Genomic DNA, 16,959 nt, shown 5'->3' with positions numbered 1-16,959 from the left:
TCGGGCAGGCGGCGGCGAAAGCCGGAACGCGGCAGATGCGTGCGACAGATCGCGCGGCGCTTCCTAACTCAAAAGAATGTGGAGCGTGCATGGACGAGTTGACACTCGGTTTGATCGGAGCAGGAGCCGTGGTAGTGGGCGGTGTGGTGGTGTACAACGCGTGGCAGAGTGCGAAGGTGCGGCGCAAGATGCCGCGTCCGATGCCTGACGAAGCCGCCGATGCGCTCGCCCGCCAGGAAACCGACGACGAGCATCCGTTCATCGAGCCGGTGCGCCCGGCGCGCCGTAAGCCGGTCGCGGGCGATGCGGCCGACGAAGCGCCGCGCGATGTGCGTGTCGAACCGAGTTTCGGCGGCGTGGCGGCATCCGAAGAAACACACGCTGCCGTGACGCCGCCCGTCGCTCCGGCGGATACGCCCGTCGACCTGCAGGCCGAGGCTACGTCCGCGAACGGTGTCGCCGACGAATCCGCGATCATCGACGAAGACGAGCGCAACGAACCCGTGATGCCCGCCGCAACGACCATTTCGTCGACGCCACCGGCGGTGGTCGATCGGCGCATCGACTGCGTGGTGCCGGTGCGGCTCGCCGCGCCCATCGCGGGCGATCGCGTCACTCCGCTCGCGCAGCGGCTGCGTCGCGCGGGGACCAAGCCGGTGACGATCGAGGGCAAGCCGGAAGGCGAAAGCACGTGGGAACTGTTGCGCCACGGCGTGCGCTACGACGAACTGCGCGCGGCGGCGCAGCTCGCGAATCGCAGCGGCCCGCTCAATGAACTGGAATTCTCGGAGTTCGTGACCGGCGTGCAGCGTCTCGCCGACGCCGTCGATGGCGCGCCCGAATTCCCCGACATGATGGAAACCGTCGGCATGGCGCGCGAACTCGATGCCTTCGCCGCCCAGTGCGACGCGCAGTTGTCCATCAACATTCTCTCCGACGGCGCGCCGTGGTCGGCCAACTACGTGCAGGCGGTCGCGTCGCAGGACGGCTTACTGCTGTCGCGCGACGGCACGCGCTTCGTCAAGCTCGACGCGAAGCAGAACCCGGTGTTCATGCTTCAATTCGGCGATACCAATTTCCTGCGCGACGACCTCACGTACAAGGGCGGCCAGATGATCACGCTGGTACTCGACGTGCCGGTCGCGGACGAGGACATCCTGCCGTTCCGCCTGATGTGCGACTACGCAAAGTCGCTGTCGGAGCGCATCGGGGCGCGCGTCGTCGACGATCAGCGCCGGCCGTTGCCGGAATCGGCGCTGCTCGCCATCGAAAAGCAGTTGATGACGCTCTACGCGAAGCTCGAGCAGGCAGGCATTCCGGCAGGCTCGGCCGCGACGCGCAGGCTCTTCAGCCAGTAACCGTCCTTGTCCTCGACGCGCTGCATCGGCGGCGCGCGTGTTCGCTTCGACTGCGCCCCTTCCGTGGGGCGCTTTCCGTTGGTGCGCGCGACCGCACGTCCAATCGGCCTATGCCGTCCGGCCGATGCCACGATTTTCCGATCTTCTGAGACAATCGACCGGTCGATTGACTGATTTACCTTTCTCTACAAGAAGCCGCATGTCCGCCAAGACCAAAGCCGAATCCGCCGCCACCGCGAAGTCCCAGGCCGCCGTGCCCAGCGCCGACCGGCCGGAAGAGCGCGCCGCGTGGCTGCGCACGGAACTGGAACGCGCGAACTACGCGTACTACGTGCTGGACCAGCCGGAACTGCCGGACGCCGAATACGACACGCTGTTCAAGGAACTGCAGGGCATCGAGGCGGAACATCCGGCGCTCGTTACGCCGGATTCGCCGACGCAGCGCGTGGGCGGGCAGGCCGCCGAGGGTTTCACGCCGGTCGTCCATGACGTGCCGATGCTGTCGCTCAACAACGGCTTCGCGGACGACGACATCGCCGCATTCGACAAGCGCGTCTCGGACGCATTGGGCGGGGCGCCGGTGCAGTACGCGTGCGAACTCAAGTTCGACGGTCTCGCCATCTCCCTGCGTTACGACGAAGGCCGCTTCGTGCAGGCCTCCACGCGCGGCGACGGTGCGACCGGCGAGGACGTCACGGCGAACGTGCGCACCATCCGCTCGATTCCCCTGACGCTCAAGGGCAAGAACGTGCCGAAGCGGCTCGACGTGCGCGGCGAAGCGCTGATGTTCAAGCGCGATTTCGACCGCCTGAACGCACGCCAGCGCGACGCCGGCCAGCGCGAGTTCGCCAATCCGCGCAATGCGGCGGCGGGCAGCTTGCGTCAGCTCGACCCGAAGATGACCGCGCAACGGCCGCTGTCGTTTTTCGCGTACGGCATCGGCGTGCTCGAAGGCGCGGAGATGCCGGACACGCACGCCGCGCTGCTCGACTGGTACAAGGAAATGGGGCTGCCGGTGAATGCGGAACGCGCGGTCGTCGAGGGCGCGGAAGGCTTGCTCGGCTTCTTCCGCCAGACGGGCGAGAAGCGCGACAAGCTGCCGTATGACATCGACGGCGTCGTCTACAAGGTCAATCGTCGCGACGAACAGGACAAGCTCGGCTTCGTGTCGCGCGCACCGCGCTTTGCGCTCGCGCACAAGTTTCCCGCGCAGGAAGCGCTGACGCAATTGCTCGCGATCGACGTGCAGGTCGGCCGTACGGGCGCGATCACGCCGGTCGCGCGTCTCGCGCCTGTTTTCGTCGGCGGCGCGACGGTCACGAATGCCACGCTGCACAACGAGGACGAAGTGCGCCGCAAGGACATCCGTATCGGCGATACGGTCATCGTGCGGCGCGCGGGCGACGTGATCCCCGAAGTGGTCGGCGCGATTCTCGACCGGCGTCCGGACGATGCCCGCGAGTTCGTCATGCCGACCGAGTGCCCGGTATGCGGCTCGAAGATCGAACGGCTGCCGGACGAAGCCATCGCGCGCTGCACGGGCGGACTGTTCTGCCCGGCGCAGCGCAAGCAGGCGCTGTGGCACTTCGCGCAGCGCCGCGCGCTCGACATCGACGGCCTCGGCGAAAAGATCATCGACCAGCTAGTCGAACAGAATCTGGTTCGCACGCCGGCCGATCTCTTCAATCTCGGCTTTTCGACGCTCGCGGCGCTCGACCGCTTCGCCGACAAATCCGCGCAAAACCTGCTCGATTCGCTCGAAAAGGCGCGGCACACGACGCTCGCGCGCTTCATCTACGCGCTAGGCATCCGGCATGTGGGAGAGTCGACGGCCAAGGATCTCGCGAAGCATTTTGGATCGCTGGACCCGATCATCGCGGCGTCCGTCGAGCAATTGCTGGAAGTCAACGATGTCGGCCCGGTGGTTGCCGAGGCCATTCACAATTTCTTCAGCGAGGCGCATAACCAGCACGTGATCGAGCAGTTGCGCGCGAAGGTGTCGTGGCCGGAAGGGCCGCCCGCGCCGCGTGCGCCGCAGGGCGCGCTGGCGGGCAAGACGGTCGTGCTCACGGGCACGCTGCCGACGCTCTCGCGCGAGGAAGCGAAGGAAATGCTCGAAGCGGCCGGCGCGAAGGTGGCCGGCTCCGTATCGAAAAAGACCGACTACGTCGTGGCGGGCGCGGACGCGGGCAGCAAGCTCGCGAAGGCGGAGGAACTCGGGGTTCCCGTTGTCGACGAAGACGGCATGAAGAAGCTATTGGAAGGAGTCACTCCATGATCCGAGAAATCCTGAAGATGGGCGATCCGCGGCTTTTGCGCATCGCTCAGCCTGTCGAACATTTCGACACGCCGGAACTGCACACGCTCGTGCAGGACATGTTCGACACGATGCGCGACGCCAACGGCGCGGGCCTTGCCGCGCCGCAGATCGGCGTCGACCTGCAGGTGGTCATCTTCGGCTTCGGGCATAACGAACGTTATCCCGACGCGCCGCCCGTGCCGGAGACGGTGCTCATCAATCCGATCATCACGCCGAACGGGCACGACATGGAGGAGGGCTGGGAAGGATGCCTGTCCGTGCCGGGGCTGCGCGGCGCGGTCCAGCGCTATTCGATGATCCGCTATCAGGGCTTCGACCAGTACGGCCAGGCGATCGAACGGCTCGCCGACGGATTCCACGCGCGCGTCGTGCAGCACGAGTGCGATCATCTGATCGGCAAGCTCTATCCGATGCGCATCACCGACTTCTCGAAGTTCGGCTACACGGACGTGCTGTTTCCGGGACTCGATCCAGCGCGCGACGACTGAACGCCGAAGCCGCGCCAGCATCGTCGCATGGCCGGTTGAAGCGCCGAAACCCGCTCGTTGCGAGCGGGTTTTTTATCACGCGAACGTTTTCGGATTGCCGCTCGTGTCGTGCCGCCGGAACAATGCGACGTGCTCCGGCTTGGCGGACCCTTGCAGGCGGCCATCGGGCAAGCGGGCGATCACCATTTCGCCGATGCCGGGACTCGTCACGACCACTTCATCCTGCAGGGCGAGCAGCGCGTGGAGCCGTCGGCGGCCGCTGACAATTTCCAGTCCGGTTTTCGTCTCACGAACGATGATCTCTACTGCCATGACGATGTCCTCCTTGCCGTTCAATGCCGAATGCTTTTGCTCGAGCGAGAGCGATCCATCGCCCGCTGAAACTCCGCGCGTCCGCCGGAAACTGCGTCCTCGCGCATATCCTGCCTAACGGATCGACAAGCCATTTTCTTTAGCCAAAAAGCGAACAAAAAATAACGGCGCGACGGATGACCGATCGCGCCGTTTTTATCGTCGAGTGTCGCGATTTTGCGACGCTGCGAGCACGGACCAGCGGGTTAGAAGCCCTCGTTCGCCGCGAGATAGCGCCACTGCCCCGGCGGCAGCGCGCCGAGCATCACGCGTCCCATGCGGATGCGCTTTAGCCCGATCACCTCCAGGCCGACCAGCTCGCACATGCGGCGAATCTGCCGCTTCTTGCCTTCGCGCAGCACGAAGCGAAGCTGCTCGCCGTTCTGCCAGCTGACTTGCGCGGTTTTGAGCGGGACGCCATCGAGTTCGAGGCCGTGTCGCAGCAAGGCGAGTTTTTCCTCGGGGAACTGACGGTCGATGTCGGTGGCGTGCTCGCCGAATCGCACGCGCACGAGGTACTCCTTGTCGACTTCGGAATGTCCGCCGATCAGTTGCTTCGCGATGCGGCCGTCCTGCGTGAGCACGAGCAGCCCGGTCGAGTCGATGTCGAGACGTCCGGCCGGTGCGAGCGTGCGCAGATGGCCTGGCGTGAAGCGGATGCCGGAGCGGTCTTCGTCCCAGTGATTCGACGGATTGACGAGCGTGACCGCCGGCTCGTAGCCGTCCTCGGCTTGCCCCGACACGTAGCCGACCGGCTTGTGCAGCAGGATCGTGACGAGTTGCGACTGCGCCGAATGCGCGGCTGGCAGGACTTCGATGTTCTGACCGGGGCGGATGCGCGTGCCGAGCGTGTCCATCACTTCGCCATCGACCAGCACCCAGCCTTTCTCGATCCATTCGTCGGCTTCGCGGCGCGAGCATAGGCCGAGTTCCGACATGACCTTCGACAGGCGGACAAGGCCGTCCTGGTGAGGGCGAGGGGCGTGGTCGGCTTGCGGTGCTTGCGCATCGGGGTTGCGCGTGGTGCGGGTGTCGTCGCCGCGTGGTTTGGGCGGGCGACGATCGTCGTTGCGGGGGGCGCGATCGCCGAAGCTCGGGCGGGAGTCGTCGCCGCGTGGTTTGGGCGGGCGACGATCGTCGCTGCGAGGGCCGCGATCGCTGAAGCTCGGGCGCGAATCATCGCCGCGCGGCTTCGACGGGCGGCGTTCTTCGCCACGCGGACCGCGGTCGCCGAAGCTCGGGCGGGAGTCGTCGCCGCGTGGTTTGGACGGGCGACGATCGTCGCTGCGAGGGCCGCGATCGCCGAAGCTCGGGCGCGAATCATCGCCGCGCGGTTTGGGCGGGCGACGATCGTCGCTGCGAGGGCCGCGATCGCTAATGCTTGCGCGCGTATCATCGCCGCGCGGTTTGAACGGGCGTCGTTCTTCACCACGCGGACTACGATCGCCGAAGCTCGGACGCGAATCCTCGCCGCGCGATTTGAACGGGCGACGTTCTTCGCCGCGCGGACCGCGATCGCCGAAGCTCGGGCGCGAATCATCGCCGCGCGGTTTGAACGGACGGCGCTCATCAGCACGCGGACCGCGATCACCAAAACTCGGGCGCGAATCATCACCACGCGGACCGCGATCGCCGAAACTCGGACGCGAATCGTCACCGCGCGGCTTGAACGGACGTCGCTCATCACCACGCGGACCGCGATCACCAAAGCTCGGGCGGGAATCGTCACCGCGCGGCTTGAACGGGCGCCGCTCATCACCACGCGGACCGCGATCGCCGAAACTCGGACGCGAATCGTCACCGCGCGGCTTGAACGGACGTCGCTCATCGCCACGCGGACCGCGATCACCAAAGCTCGGGCGCGAATCGTCACCGCGCGGCTTGAACGGACGTCGCTCGTCACCACGCGGACCGCGATCGCCGAAGCTGGGACGCGAATCGTCACCGCGCGGCTTGAACGGACGTCGCTCATCACCACGCGGACCGCGATCACCAAAACTCGGACGCGAATCGTCACCGCGCGGCTTGAACGGACGTCGCTCGTCACCACGCGAGCCACGATCGCCAAAGCCCGAACGCGATTGCTCACCGCGCGGCTTGAACGAACCGCGCTCTCCCGACGCATCGCCACGTTTTGCCGATGTCGCCCGCGCCTCCGCAGGCTTTCCGCGCTTGACCAGCGCCTGCTCCGGCGCAGTCTCGCGCACGGTCTTGCGTCCGGTGGAACTGCCGGAACGGACCGGCGATCGCGTCGTCGATGTCGGACGCGGATGTTTGGCTGTCAGTTTGACGCGCATAAAGTCTCAGGCTGCGATCGCGCGCAGCAGTTCGGTTTCGACCTGGATCTGGGTACGGTTGGACGACAGGCTTTTACCGTCGAGCAAGAACACGTCTTCGACACGTTCGCCGAGCGTGTTGATGCGCGCCGCCTGCACGCCGATCCGGTGTTGCGCCAGAACGCGCGCGATCGAATAAAGAAGGCCCTGCCGGTCGTTCGCCGACACGGACAGGATGTAGTACTGGCCACGCTCGTCGGGACGCAAGTCCACGCGCGGCGTGATCGGAAAAGTGCGGACGAGCCGCGATACGCGGCCCTTCGACGGCTCCGGCAAGATGCTTTTGTCCGTCAGCCGTCCGCTCAATTGTTGTTCGACGAGATTGGCGATATCGCGATAACTCCCATCATGGTCCGGATGCGCCACGAGAAAGTTGTCGAGCGCGTAGCCGTGACGCGTCGTGGTAATGCGCGCATCGAGCACGGACAGGCCGTTCTTGTCGAAATAAGCGCAGATGCCCGCAAACAAATCGGGCCGGTCCTTCACGTACACGAGCACTTGCAGCGCCGCGCCGATCGGCGAGGGCCGCGCACGCACGATCGGCTGTTCGCTCTCGACATGCCGATACAACACGCGCGTTTGCCACGCGATATCGGCGGGATCGTGCCGCAGGAAATAGCCGACGTCGAGTTGCTCCCACAGCCGGCGCTGCGCGCCTTCCGGCACCGTTTCCAGTCGCAGGAGCGCAAGCGCCGATTCCTGTCGCGATTTCAGTTCCGAATGCGCGTCCGGCTGCGCGCCGCCGAGCACCGCGAGCGTCGCGCGGAACAGGTCCTCGAGCAGCTTGCCTTTCCAGTTGTTCCAAACCTTCGGGCTCGTGCCGCGAATGTCGGCAACGGTCAACAGATACAGCGCGGTCAGCCGCCGCTCGGTCCCGACGATCGACGCGAACTGCTTGATGACCTCGGGATCGCTCGTGTCCTGCTTCTGCGCGACGTGACTCATCGTCAGATGCTGCTGCACGAGCCACACGACCAGTTCCGTGTCTTCGCTGCCGATGTCGTGCTCGCGGCAGAAGCGGCGGGCGTCGACCATGCCGAGCGTCGAATGATCGCCGCCGCGGCCCTTCGCGATATCGTGAAACAGCGCGGCGACGTAGAGAACCCACGGGCGCTCGAAGTTGCCCATCAACTGGCTGCAGAACGGATATTCGTGCGCGTGTTCGGCGATCGCAAACCGGCGCAGATTGCGCAGCACCATCAGGATGTGCTGATCGACCGTGTAGACGTGATACAGGTCATGCTGCATCTGGCCGACGATGCGCCGGAAGTTGATCAGATAGCGCCCGAGCACGCTCGTCTGGTTCATGAGCCGCAGCGCATGCGTGATGCCTTCGGGCTGCTTCAGGATCTCCATGAAGAGCCGCCGGTTCTCGGGATCGCGCCGCCAGTTGCGGTTCATCAGCTCGCGCGCGTTGTAGATCGCGCGCAGCGTCCGCGCCGACAGGCCCTTCACGCCGCGCGTCTGTTCGTACAACAAGAAGGCTTCGAGAATGGCGTGCGGCTCACGCTCGAAGACATCGTCGTCGGCGATTTCGAGCATGCCCTGCTTCTCGACGAAACGGTCGGAGAGCACGCGCGTGATGCCCGATGTCGATGGGAAAAGCTGCGCCTCGACGTTCTGAATGAGAATGGTCGCAAGCTGGGTGACCGCCTTGGCCGCCCAGTAGTAGCGGCGCATCATTTGCTCGCTGGCGCGCTTGGCGGCCGTCGCCTTGAAGCCGAAGCTCTCGGCAAGCGGCGTCTGCAGATCGAAAACGAGGATGTCCTGCCGGCGTTTCGCGACCACGTGCAGGCGCGCGCGCAAGGTCTTGAGGAACGCTTCGTTGCGGCGCAATTCGCGCGCTTCGCGTTCGGTGATGAGCCCGCGGGCGTCCAGTTCGCGCCAGCTCGAGCCGAAGCCCGCCGCCCGCGTGATCCAGAGAATCAGTTGCAGGTCGCGCAGCCCGCCCGGGCTTTCCTTGATGTTCGGCTCGAGGCTGTACGGCGTGTCCTGAAACTTGGCGTGGCGCTGCCGCATCTCCAGCACCTTCGCCTGGAAGAATGCGCGCGGATCGAGCGTCTGCCGGTATTTGTCCGAGAAGCGCTGGAAGAGCCGCGTGTCGCCGCAGATGCGCCGCGCTTCGAGCAGGGACGTGAGCACCGTGACATCGTTGCCCGCCTCGGCGATGCATTGCCCCACCGACCGCACGCTGCTGCCGATATCCAGCCCCAAATCCCACGCCATGCCGATGAACCGCTCGACGCGTGCGTTCAGCGCGGCGTCGTCGGTGTGCGCGGGGGCATCGGGCAGCAGTACGAGGATATCGACGTCGGAATAGGGCGCCAGCTCCCCGCGCCCATAGCCGCCGACCGCAACGAGCGCGGCGTCCGCCGGCATCTCGCAAGCCGACCAGGCGCCTTTGAGGGCGTCGTCGGTGATGCGGGCCAGCGCGTGCATCAGCGGTTCGACGGTCGTGGCAATTTTGAAGCGTTCGATGAGCGCGGCCTTCGCCGTCTTATAGGCGGTGCGCAGCGTTTCGCAGGGCGTGGCGGCGGCGACGGGAACGCTCATGAGTCGATTTGATCGGCGTGAAGGGGAGGCGATTGCGAGGAACAGCGGGAATCAGGCCGTGGCCGCGATGAGTTGCGACGGCGCCTGCGTCCCCGCCGATACCGTCAGCACTTCGTAACCCGTCGGCGTGACGAGCACCGTGTGCTCCCATTGCGCCGACAGGCTGCGATCGCGTGTCTTGACGGTCCACTGGTCGGGCATCGTGCGGATGTCGCGGCGGCCGGCATTGATCATCGGCTCGACGGTGAAGATCATGCCCGCCTGCAACTCGATGCCCGTGCCCGGACGCCCATAGTGCAGCACTTGCGGCTCTTCGTGAAACACCTGGCCGATGCCGTGGCCGCAATATTCGCGCACGACGCTGTAGCCTTGCGCTTCCGCGTGCTTCTGGATGGCGTGCCCGATGTCGCCGAGATGCGCGCCCGGCCGCACCTGGTCGATGCCGAGCCACATGCAGTCGAACGTCGTCTGCACGAGGCGTTTCGCGAGAATCGACCCTTCACCGACGATGAACATGCGGCTCGTATCGCCGAAATAGCCGTTCTTGATGACGGTGATGTCGATATTGAGCGCATCGCCGTTCTTGAGCACCTTCTCGCTCGGGATACCGTGGCAGATCACGTCGTTGACCGAAATGCAGGTGGCCTTCGGATACGGCGGATAACCCGGCGGCTGATAATTGAGCGGGGCCGGAACCGTGCCTTGTTCGTTCACCATGAAGTCATGGCACAGGCGGTCGAGTTCCTCGGTGGTCACGCCCGGAACGATATGCGGCGTGATGAAATCGAGCACTTCGCTGGCGAGCCGGCAGGCGACGCGCATTTGCGCGATATCGTGATCGTTTTTCAGCGTAATGGACATGGGTTGGCTCGTGATGCGCGGATTGCGTGAAGGGCGTGCGGAAGCCGCCAAACCGGCATTATCGCACCTTTGAGATAAGGACCGCAGGGCCATCGGGCAGGGCGCGGGCTGCCCGCCGGGGCGGTGACGAGGCGCGAGCAGGGCTTCGCGCGGCTTGAGCCCCGTAATCGTCACATGCTATACTTACGGGCTAAGTCTCGGTGTGTGTCATTGCTGCTTGTCAGCAGGCGATTGACCCGAACCGAAGGCTTGGAAGCGTCGGTCATGGCCGGTACACGGTCATGCACAAACCGCCGACGTTTTTTGAAACTCAAGCCGGCGCACCCAGGGTGTCTCGCGCGTCCAGAGAGGCGCGGGATGCGGCAGCCGGCTTAAGACCCAACCCTCGCGGAGAATTTTCATGGCAGTCACGATGCGTCAAATGCTGGAAGCCGGTGTCCACTTCGGTCACCAAACGCGCTTCTGGAACCCGAAGATGGCCCCTTATATCTTCGGTCATCGCAACAAGATTCACATCATCAACCTCGAAAAGACCCTGCCGCTCTACAACGACGCGCTGAAGTACGTGCGCCAGTTGGCAGCGAACCGCGGCACGATTCTTTTCGTCGGCACGAAGCGCCAGTCGCGCGACACCATCGCGCAAGAAGCAGCGCGCGCTGGCATGCCTTTCGTCAACGCCCGCTGGCTCGGCGGCATGCTGACCAACTTCAAGACGCTGAAAGTTTCGATCAAGCGCCTGAAGGACATGGAAGCGGCCGTGGAGTCGGGTGAAACCGAGCGCATGAGCAAGAAGGAAGCGCTTCTGTTCGAACGCGAAATCGCCAAGCTGCAAAAGTCGATCGGCGGCGTGAAGGACATGGGCGGCATTCCTGACGCAATCTTCGTCATCGACGTCGGCTACCACAAGATTGCCGTGACGGAAGCGAAGAAGCTCGGCATCCCGGTCATCGCCGTGGTCGACACGAACCACTCGCCGGAAGGCATCGACTACGTCATCCCGGGTAACGACGACGCGTCGAAGGCTGTTGCGCTGTACGCGGAAGGCGTGGCCGACGCAATCCTCGAAGGCCGTGCAAACGCGGTGAACGACGTCGTTCAGGCCGTGCGCAGCGGCGAAGGCGACGAGTTCGTCGAGGTCAACGCAGAGGCGTAATCGAGCCCTGTGGCCGGTACAAAAGGGGGCTTTGCGAAAGGCCCCTTTTTTTTAAGCCGGCGCGATCATGAAACACCTCAGCCGTGGGCGCTTTCTGCCGGCGGCACGTATCAAACAGACTCAAGGAGCGAATGATGGCGGCAATTACCGCAAGCATGGTGGCAGAACTGCGCGCGAAGACCGATGCGCCGATGATGGAATGCAAGAAGGCGCTGACGGAAGCCGACGGCGACATGGCGCGCGCCGAAGAGCTGCTGCGCGTGAAGCTCGGCAACAAGGCGAGCAAGGCAGCATCGCGCGTGACGGCCGAAGGCATCGTCGTCGCGCACGTCGAGGGCGGCGTGGGCGCGCTCGTCGAACTGAACTGCGAAACCGACTTCGTCGCGAAGAACGACGATTTCATGGCGTTCGCCAAGGGCATCGCGGCACTGGTCGCGAAGAGCAACCCGGCTGACGTGGCCGCGCTGTCGGCGCTGCCGCTGGAAAGCACCACGGTCGACGCAGTGCGTCTCGCGCTGGTCGGCAAGATCGGTGAAAACCTGTCGATCCGCCGCTTCGTGCGCTTCGAGACCGCGAACAAGCTGGCCGCGTACCTGCACGGCACGCGCATCGGCGTGCTGGTCGAATTCACCGGCGCCGACGAGCAAGTCGGCAAGGACGTCGCCATGCACGTCGCCGCAATGAAGCCGGTCTCGCTGTCGTCGGACGAAGTGCCGGCCGATCTGATCGCGAAGGAACGCAGCATCGCCGAGCAGAAGGCAGCCGAATCGGGCAAGCCGGCTGAAATCGTCGCGAAGATGGTCGACGGTTCGATCCAGAAGTACCTGAAGGAGGTGTCGCTGCTGAACCAGCCGTTCGTGAAGAACGACAAGCAGACGATCGAACAGATGCTGAAGGCAGCCAACGCGTCGGTGCAGAAGTTTGCGCTGTTCGTGGTGGGCGAGGGCATCGAGAAGCGTCAGGACGACTTCGCGGCTGAAGTGGCTGCGCAAGTCGCGGCGGCCAAGCAGGGCTAATAACTGGCCCGTGGCGCGCGTCGTCGAACGGCGATGCGCGCCGTGCATCACCCGTTGTACCGGCGGCGACTTGTCGCCGCATCGAAATTTTGCGATCCGTTCGCAGCGAGGCGGGCGCGGCAAGTTCGGGTTTTCCCGTATGCGCCGCGCCCGTCGACGCGATGCGGGCCGCTTGCGGTAAGTAATGTTTCACCCCTACAGTTCTACGTTGTTGCAACCCTCCTCGGCGCGATCGGAACCTCATATGCCCACAGCCTACAAACGCGTACTCCTCAAACTCTCCGGCGAAGCCCTCATGGGCGACGATGCCTTCGGCATCAATCGCGCAACGATCGAAAGGATGGTGGCGGACGTCGCTGAAGTGGTGCGGTTGGGAACACAACTGGCCGTCGTGATCGGCGGCGGCAACATTTTCCGCGGCGTCGCCGGCGGTGCAGCCGGCATGGACCGTGCGACGGCCGATTACATGGGCATGCTCGCCACGATGATGAACGCGCTCGCGCTGCAGGACGCCATGCGCCACGCGGGTATCGAGGCGCGCGTGCAATCGGCGCTGCGCATGGATCAGGTGGTCGAGCCGTACATCCGGCCGCGTGCGATTCGCCAGCTGGAAGAGGGCAAGGTCGTGATCTTCGCGGCCGGTACGGGCAACCCGTTCTTCACGACGGATACCGCCGCCGCGCTGCGCGGCTCGGAAATCGGCGCCGAAGTGGTGTTGAAGGCGACGAAGGTCGATGGCGTATACTCCGCCGACCCGAAGAAAGATCCGAGCGCCACGCGCTACAGCACGATCAGCTTCGACGAGGCGATCGGCCGCAATCTGCAGGTCATGGACGCCACCGCATTCGCGCTGTGCCGCGACCAGAAGCTGCCGATCCGCGTGTTCTCGATCACGAAGCCGGGCGCGCTGAAGCGCATCGTGCAAGGCGACGACGAAGGTACGCTCGTCCACGTGTAAACTCTTGCGTAACCGGGCGCCGCCCGCACCCGGCGTGAATCGCGCCGGAAGATCGCGAAGGCGCCTGCATTACCAGTAAACCAAGGTTTGGAGGTTCAAATGAGTGTGGCTGACATTAAAAAGGGCGTCGACCAGAAGATGCAGCGGTCGATCGAAGCATTCAAGGCCGATCTCGCCAAGATTCGAACGGGCCGCGCGCACACCGGCCTGCTCGACCACATCCAGGTCGACTACTACGGCTCGAACGTGCCCATCTCGCAAGTCGCGAACATGACACTCGTCGATGCCCGCACGATCGGCGTGCAGCCGTGGGAAAAGAAGATGGTGCCGGTCGTCGAGAAGGCGATCCGCGAATCGGATCTGGGCCTGAATCCGGCGACGCAGGGCGACCTGATCCGCGTGCCGATGCCCGCGCTGACCGAAGAGCGCCGTCGCGAACTGACGAAAGTCGTCAAGAGCGAAGGCGAGTCCGCGAAGATCGCCGTGCGCAATCTGCGCCGCGACGCGAACGAGCAACTCAAGAAGCTCGTGAAGGACAAGGAAATCTCGGAAGACGACGAGCGCCGCGCAAGCGATGACGTCCAAAAGTTCACCGACAAGTTCGTCGCCGAAATCGACAAGCTCGTTCAGACGAAAGAAGCCGAAATCATGACGGTGTGAGGCCGTAGCCGGTCCTGCCAGCTCGTGTCCTCATGACTCAGGGCTGGCGTTTCACCCCCGTCGATAACAAGATTCAGCGGCCATGACCTATACCAGCTCTACCGTTCGCGTGCCCGATGTCGCGGCTGTCCCGCGCCACGTCGCGATCATCATGGACGGCAATGGCCGTTGGGCGACCGAACGGCGTCTGCCGCGCGTCGCCGGTCACACGCGCGGCGTCGATGCGGTGCGCGCCACCGTCGAAAGCTGCGCGCGGCGCGGCGTCGAATTCGTCACGCTGTTCGCATTCAGTTCGGAAAACTGGCGCCGTCCCACCGACGAAGTCTCTTTCCTGATGCGCCTGTTCGTCACCGCGCTCGAGCGCGAGATCGGCAAGCTGCACGCGAACGGCATTCGTCTGCGCGTGGTCGGCGACGTCTCCATGTTCGACGACCGCATCCGCGCGCTCATTCAGCGCGCCGAGACCAAGACCGCACGCAATACGCGCCTCACGCTGACCATCGCTGCGAATTACGGCGGACGGTGGGACATCATGGAAGCGACGAAGAAGCTCATCGCGCAGTCGCTCGCACAAGGCGCTCCGGCGCGCGTCGACGACGAATCGTTCGCCGAGCATCTCGCGATGGCCTATGCGCCGGAACCGGATCTCTTTATCCGCACGGGCGGCGAGCAGCGCATCAGCAACTTCCTGCTGTGGCAACTCGCGTACACCGAGTTCTATTTCACCGATATTTACTGGCCCGACTTCGACGCCGCCGCGCTAGACCGCGCGATTGCATCGTATGGCGGCCGTGAGCGCCGCTTCGGACGTACGAGCGCGCAACTCGCTTCCCAATCGCAGAAGGCCGACACCCTTTCATGCTAAAGACCCGTGTCATCACGGCAATCGTCCTGCTTGCGGTCCTCGTGCCGGTCACGTTCTTCGCGCCCATCGGGGCGTTTGCGGTGCTCATCGGCTTCGTCGTCGTGTTTGCGGCGTGGGAGTGGGGCCGGCTCTTGAAGCTCAACGGCGCCGGTCCGGTCGCGTATGCGCTGGTCGCGGGACTCGCGCTGATTTTCAGCGCCTATGTCGTCGTTCCGAAACCGCTCTTTCAGATGGCGGCGATCTTCTGGGTGCTGGCGGGGCCGTATGCGCTGATCCGCAAGCCGGTCCTGGCGGCCGGCGCGTGGCGCGGATTCCTGCTGTTCGCGGGAATCGTCGTGTTCGTCGCCTGCTGGCATGCGGTCGTTCAGGCGCGCATGCAGGGCGTGGCGTTCGTGCTATCGCTTCTCCTAGTCGTCTGGCTGGCCGACATAGGCGCATACTTCGCCGGAAAAGCACTGGGCAGTCATAAACTCGCACCGTCGATCAGCCCCGGCAAAACCTGGGAAGGCGCACTCGGCGGCTGGGTCGCCGTGATGGCGATCGGCTCCATCGCCGCCGCGACCGGCGTCTACGCACCGACGCTGTTCACGGCTTTCGTCGCACATCTCGGCTGGGTCCGCGCGCTCGCCGCGCTGACCGTGCTCGTCGCGTTCAGCGTCGTCGGCGATCTGTTCGAATCGCTGCTGAAGCGTCAGGCGGGCGTCAAGGATTCGAGCGGGCTGCTGCCGGGTCACGGCGGCGTTCTCGATCGTATCGACGCACTGTTGCCTGTATTGCCGATTGCCTTGCTCATGCTGGGCTGATTGGCCAGAGAAGATTCCATGCAAAAACGTCTTACATTGCTCGGCTCCACGGGCTCGATCGGCGACAGCACGCTCGACGTCGTCGCGCGGCATCCGGACCGGTTCTCGGTCTATGCGCTCACCGCTCACCGCAACGGCGACAAACTCGTCGCCCAATGTCTGCGCTTTCAGCCGGAAGTTGCCGTCGTCGGCGATGCAGACACCGCTTCGCGCGTCGCTGCCGCGTTGCGCGCGGCGGGCAGCAAAACCGAGGTGACGCACGGCCCCGACGCGCTGGTGGACGTCGCGCGCGCCGCGCAATGCGATACGGTCGTCGCGGCGATCGTCGGTGCGGCGGGCCTTGCGCCCACGCTGGCCGCAGCGCGCGCCGGCAAGCGCATCCTGCTCGCGAACAAGGAAGCGCTCGTCATGTCCGGCCAGATTTTCATGGACGCGGTGCGCGACAACGGCGCAATCCTGCTGCCGGTCGACAGCGAGCACAACGCCGTGTTCCAGTGCCTGCCCGTTTGCACGGACAGCGAGGCGCAACTGCACGGCGGGGTGTCGAAGATCATTCTGACCGCGTCGGGCGGGCCGTTCCGCACCCGCGAACCCGCGACGCTCGTCGATGTCACGCCCGACGAAGCCTGCAAGCATCCGAACTGGGCGATGGGCCGCAAGATCTCCGTCGATTCCGCGACGATGATGAACAAGGGCCTCGAAGTGATCGAGGCGCACTGGCTGTTCAATCTGCCGGGCTCGCGTATCGAAGTGCTGATTCATCCGCAAAGCGTGATCCATTCGATGGTCTCCTACGCGGACGGCTCGGTGCTCGCCCAACTTGGCAATCCCGACATGCGTACGCCGATCGCTCATGCGCTCGCGTATCCGGAGCGCGTCGATTCCGGCGTCGCGCCGCTCGACCTGGCGCAGATCGCATCGCTCACGTTCGAAAAGCCCGACTTCGCGCGCTTCCCGTGCCTCGCGCTCGCCATCGATGCGCTAGAGGCGGGCGGTATCGCCAGCGCGGCGTTGAACGCGGCGAACGAAATCGCCGTGGAAGCGTTCCTCGCGCGCCGTATCGGCTTCATGGCGATCGGCGGCGTGGTCGAGCGGGTGCTGAACGCGCTGCCGAACGCCAGCGCCGCGTCGCTCGACGACGTGCTCGCCGCCGATGCGGACGCGCGCCGTCTCGCGTCGGGCTTCGTCGAAGCGCTCACCGCGCGCGCTCCGGGCGCCGAACCCATCGCCCATTGAG

14 protein-coding genes are annotated in these 16,959 nt (G+C 64.9%); 10 read left to right on the top strand and 4 right to left on the bottom strand.

Annotated features, from left to right (window positions below; translation table 11 throughout):
- Positions 1-89 precede the first annotated feature (89 nt).
- From LDZ21_RS07910 to def, 3 genes are all read left to right on the top strand, one after another.
- A complete protein-coding gene (locus LDZ21_RS07910) occupies positions 90-1,358 on the top strand; it encodes a cell division protein ZipA C-terminal FtsZ-binding domain-containing protein (RefSeq protein WP_244792547.1) in 1,269 nt (422 codons plus the stop codon).
- Between the two features lie 199 nt (positions 1,359-1,557).
- Positions 1,558-3,636 carry an NAD-dependent DNA ligase LigA gene (gene ligA, locus LDZ21_RS07905; RefSeq protein WP_244792545.1) on the top strand — a complete coding sequence of 693 codons (2,079 nt, stop codon included), beginning with the start codon at positions 1,558-1,560 and terminating at the stop codon, positions 3,634-3,636.
- Complete coding sequence (def, locus tag LDZ21_RS07900; protein ID WP_035966927.1) at positions 3,633-4,166, top strand: peptide deformylase; 534 nt, start codon at positions 3,633-3,635, stop codon at positions 4,164-4,166. Before ligA ends, def begins: the two co-directional genes overlap by 4 nt.
- 75 nt (positions 4,167-4,241) lie before the next feature.
- Here the strand turns inward: def and LDZ21_RS07895 are convergent, their stop codons facing one another.
- From LDZ21_RS07895 to map, 4 genes are all read right to left on the bottom strand, one after another.
- Entirely contained in the window at positions 4,242-4,478 is a 237-nt protein-coding gene (locus tag LDZ21_RS07895; RefSeq protein WP_244792543.1) for a hypothetical protein, read from the bottom strand.
- Between the two features lie 245 nt (positions 4,479-4,723).
- Positions 4,724-6,814: a pseudouridine synthase gene (locus LDZ21_RS31385; RefSeq protein WP_244792541.1), complete on the bottom strand. Its 2,091-nt coding sequence runs from the start codon at positions 6,812-6,814 to the stop codon at positions 4,724-4,726.
- A 6-nt stretch (positions 6,815-6,820) separates the two neighbouring features.
- Positions 6,821-9,406 (bottom strand): [protein-PII] uridylyltransferase, encoded by a 2,586-nt coding sequence (locus LDZ21_RS07885; protein ID WP_244792539.1) that lies wholly within the window; start codon positions 9,404-9,406, stop codon positions 6,821-6,823.
- A 51-nt stretch (positions 9,407-9,457) separates the two neighbouring features.
- A complete protein-coding gene (map, locus tag LDZ21_RS07880) occupies positions 9,458-10,267 on the bottom strand; it encodes a type I methionyl aminopeptidase (RefSeq protein WP_035969511.1) in 810 nt (269 codons plus the stop codon).
- Between the two features lie 400 nt (positions 10,268-10,667).
- On the opposite strand from map, the gene rpsB reads away from it, so the two are divergent.
- From rpsB to LDZ21_RS07845, 7 genes are all read left to right on the top strand, one after another.
- Positions 10,668-11,420, top strand: a complete 753-nt coding sequence (gene rpsB / locus LDZ21_RS07875) for a 30S ribosomal protein S2 (protein WP_035969508.1) — start codon at positions 10,668-10,670, stop codon at positions 11,418-11,420.
- Positions 11,421-11,554: 134 nt separating this feature from the next.
- Complete coding sequence (gene tsf / locus LDZ21_RS07870) at positions 11,555-12,436, top strand: translation elongation factor Ts (RefSeq protein ID WP_035969527.1); 882 nt, start codon at positions 11,555-11,557, stop codon at positions 12,434-12,436.
- 244 nt (positions 12,437-12,680) lie between these two features.
- On the top strand, positions 12,681-13,394 hold the full coding sequence (pyrH, locus tag LDZ21_RS07865; RefSeq protein ID WP_035969505.1) for a UMP kinase: 714 nt from the start codon (positions 12,681-12,683) through the stop codon (positions 13,392-13,394).
- A gap of 99 nt (positions 13,395-13,493) precedes the next feature.
- Complete coding sequence (gene frr / locus LDZ21_RS07860; RefSeq protein ID WP_035969503.1) at positions 13,494-14,054, top strand: ribosome recycling factor; 561 nt, start codon at positions 13,494-13,496, stop codon at positions 14,052-14,054.
- 82 nt (positions 14,055-14,136) lie between these two features.
- A complete protein-coding gene (gene uppS / locus LDZ21_RS07855) occupies positions 14,137-14,919 on the top strand; it encodes a polyprenyl diphosphate synthase (RefSeq protein WP_244792537.1) in 783 nt (260 codons plus the stop codon).
- Positions 14,913-15,722, top strand: a complete 810-nt coding sequence (locus LDZ21_RS07850) for a phosphatidate cytidylyltransferase (RefSeq protein ID WP_244792535.1) — start codon at positions 14,913-14,915, stop codon at positions 15,720-15,722. Before uppS ends, LDZ21_RS07850 begins: the two co-directional genes overlap by 7 nt.
- Before the next feature lie 18 nt (positions 15,723-15,740).
- Positions 15,741-16,958: a 1-deoxy-D-xylulose-5-phosphate reductoisomerase gene (locus LDZ21_RS07845; RefSeq protein ID WP_244792533.1), complete on the top strand. Its 1,218-nt coding sequence runs from the start codon at positions 15,741-15,743 to the stop codon at positions 16,956-16,958.
- The last annotated feature ends 1 nt before the right edge of the window (position 16,959 follow it).

The organism is Caballeronia grimmiae (assembly GCF_022879615.1).
Lineage (GTDB): Bacteria > Pseudomonadota > Gammaproteobacteria > Burkholderiales > Burkholderiaceae > Caballeronia > Caballeronia grimmiae.
Note: the sequence above shows the minus strand (reverse complement) of the source record. Positions and strands in the feature narration are given on the sequence as shown.

Bases quoted from the DNA above. Each gene is read 5' to 3' on its own strand.
- LDZ21_RS07910 (WP_244792547.1), top strand. From the start codon at position 90: ATGGACGAGTTGACACTCGGTTTGATCGGAGCAGGAGCCGTGGTAGTG.
- ligA (WP_244792545.1), top strand. From the start codon at position 1,558: ATGTCCGCCAAGACCAAAGCCGAATCCGCCGCCACCGCGAAGTCCCAG.
- def (WP_035966927.1), top strand. From the start codon at position 3,633: ATGATCCGAGAAATCCTGAAGATGGGCGATCCGCGGCTTTTGCGCATC.
- LDZ21_RS07895 (WP_244792543.1), bottom strand. From the start codon at position 4,478: ATGGCAGTAGAGATCATCGTTCGTGAGACGAAAACCGGACTGGAAATT.
- LDZ21_RS31385 (WP_244792541.1), bottom strand. From the start codon at position 6,814: ATGCGCGTCAAACTGACAGCCAAACATCCGCGTCCGACATCGACGACG.
- LDZ21_RS07885 (WP_244792539.1), bottom strand. From the start codon at position 9,406: ATGAGCGTTCCCGTCGCCGCCGCCACGCCCTGCGAAACGCTGCGCACC.
- map (WP_035969511.1), bottom strand. From the start codon at position 10,267: ATGTCCATTACGCTGAAAAACGATCACGATATCGCGCAAATGCGCGTC.
- rpsB (WP_035969508.1), top strand. From the start codon at position 10,668: ATGGCAGTCACGATGCGTCAAATGCTGGAAGCCGGTGTCCACTTCGGT.
- tsf (WP_035969527.1), top strand. From the start codon at position 11,555: ATGGCGGCAATTACCGCAAGCATGGTGGCAGAACTGCGCGCGAAGACC.
- pyrH (WP_035969505.1), top strand. From the start codon at position 12,681: ATGCCCACAGCCTACAAACGCGTACTCCTCAAACTCTCCGGCGAAGCC.
- frr (WP_035969503.1), top strand. From the start codon at position 13,494: ATGAGTGTGGCTGACATTAAAAAGGGCGTCGACCAGAAGATGCAGCGG.
- uppS (WP_244792537.1), top strand. From the start codon at position 14,137: ATGACCTATACCAGCTCTACCGTTCGCGTGCCCGATGTCGCGGCTGTC.
- LDZ21_RS07850 (WP_244792535.1), top strand. From the start codon at position 14,913: ATGCTAAAGACCCGTGTCATCACGGCAATCGTCCTGCTTGCGGTCCTC.
- LDZ21_RS07845 (WP_244792533.1), top strand. From the start codon at position 15,741: ATGCAAAAACGTCTTACATTGCTCGGCTCCACGGGCTCGATCGGCGAC.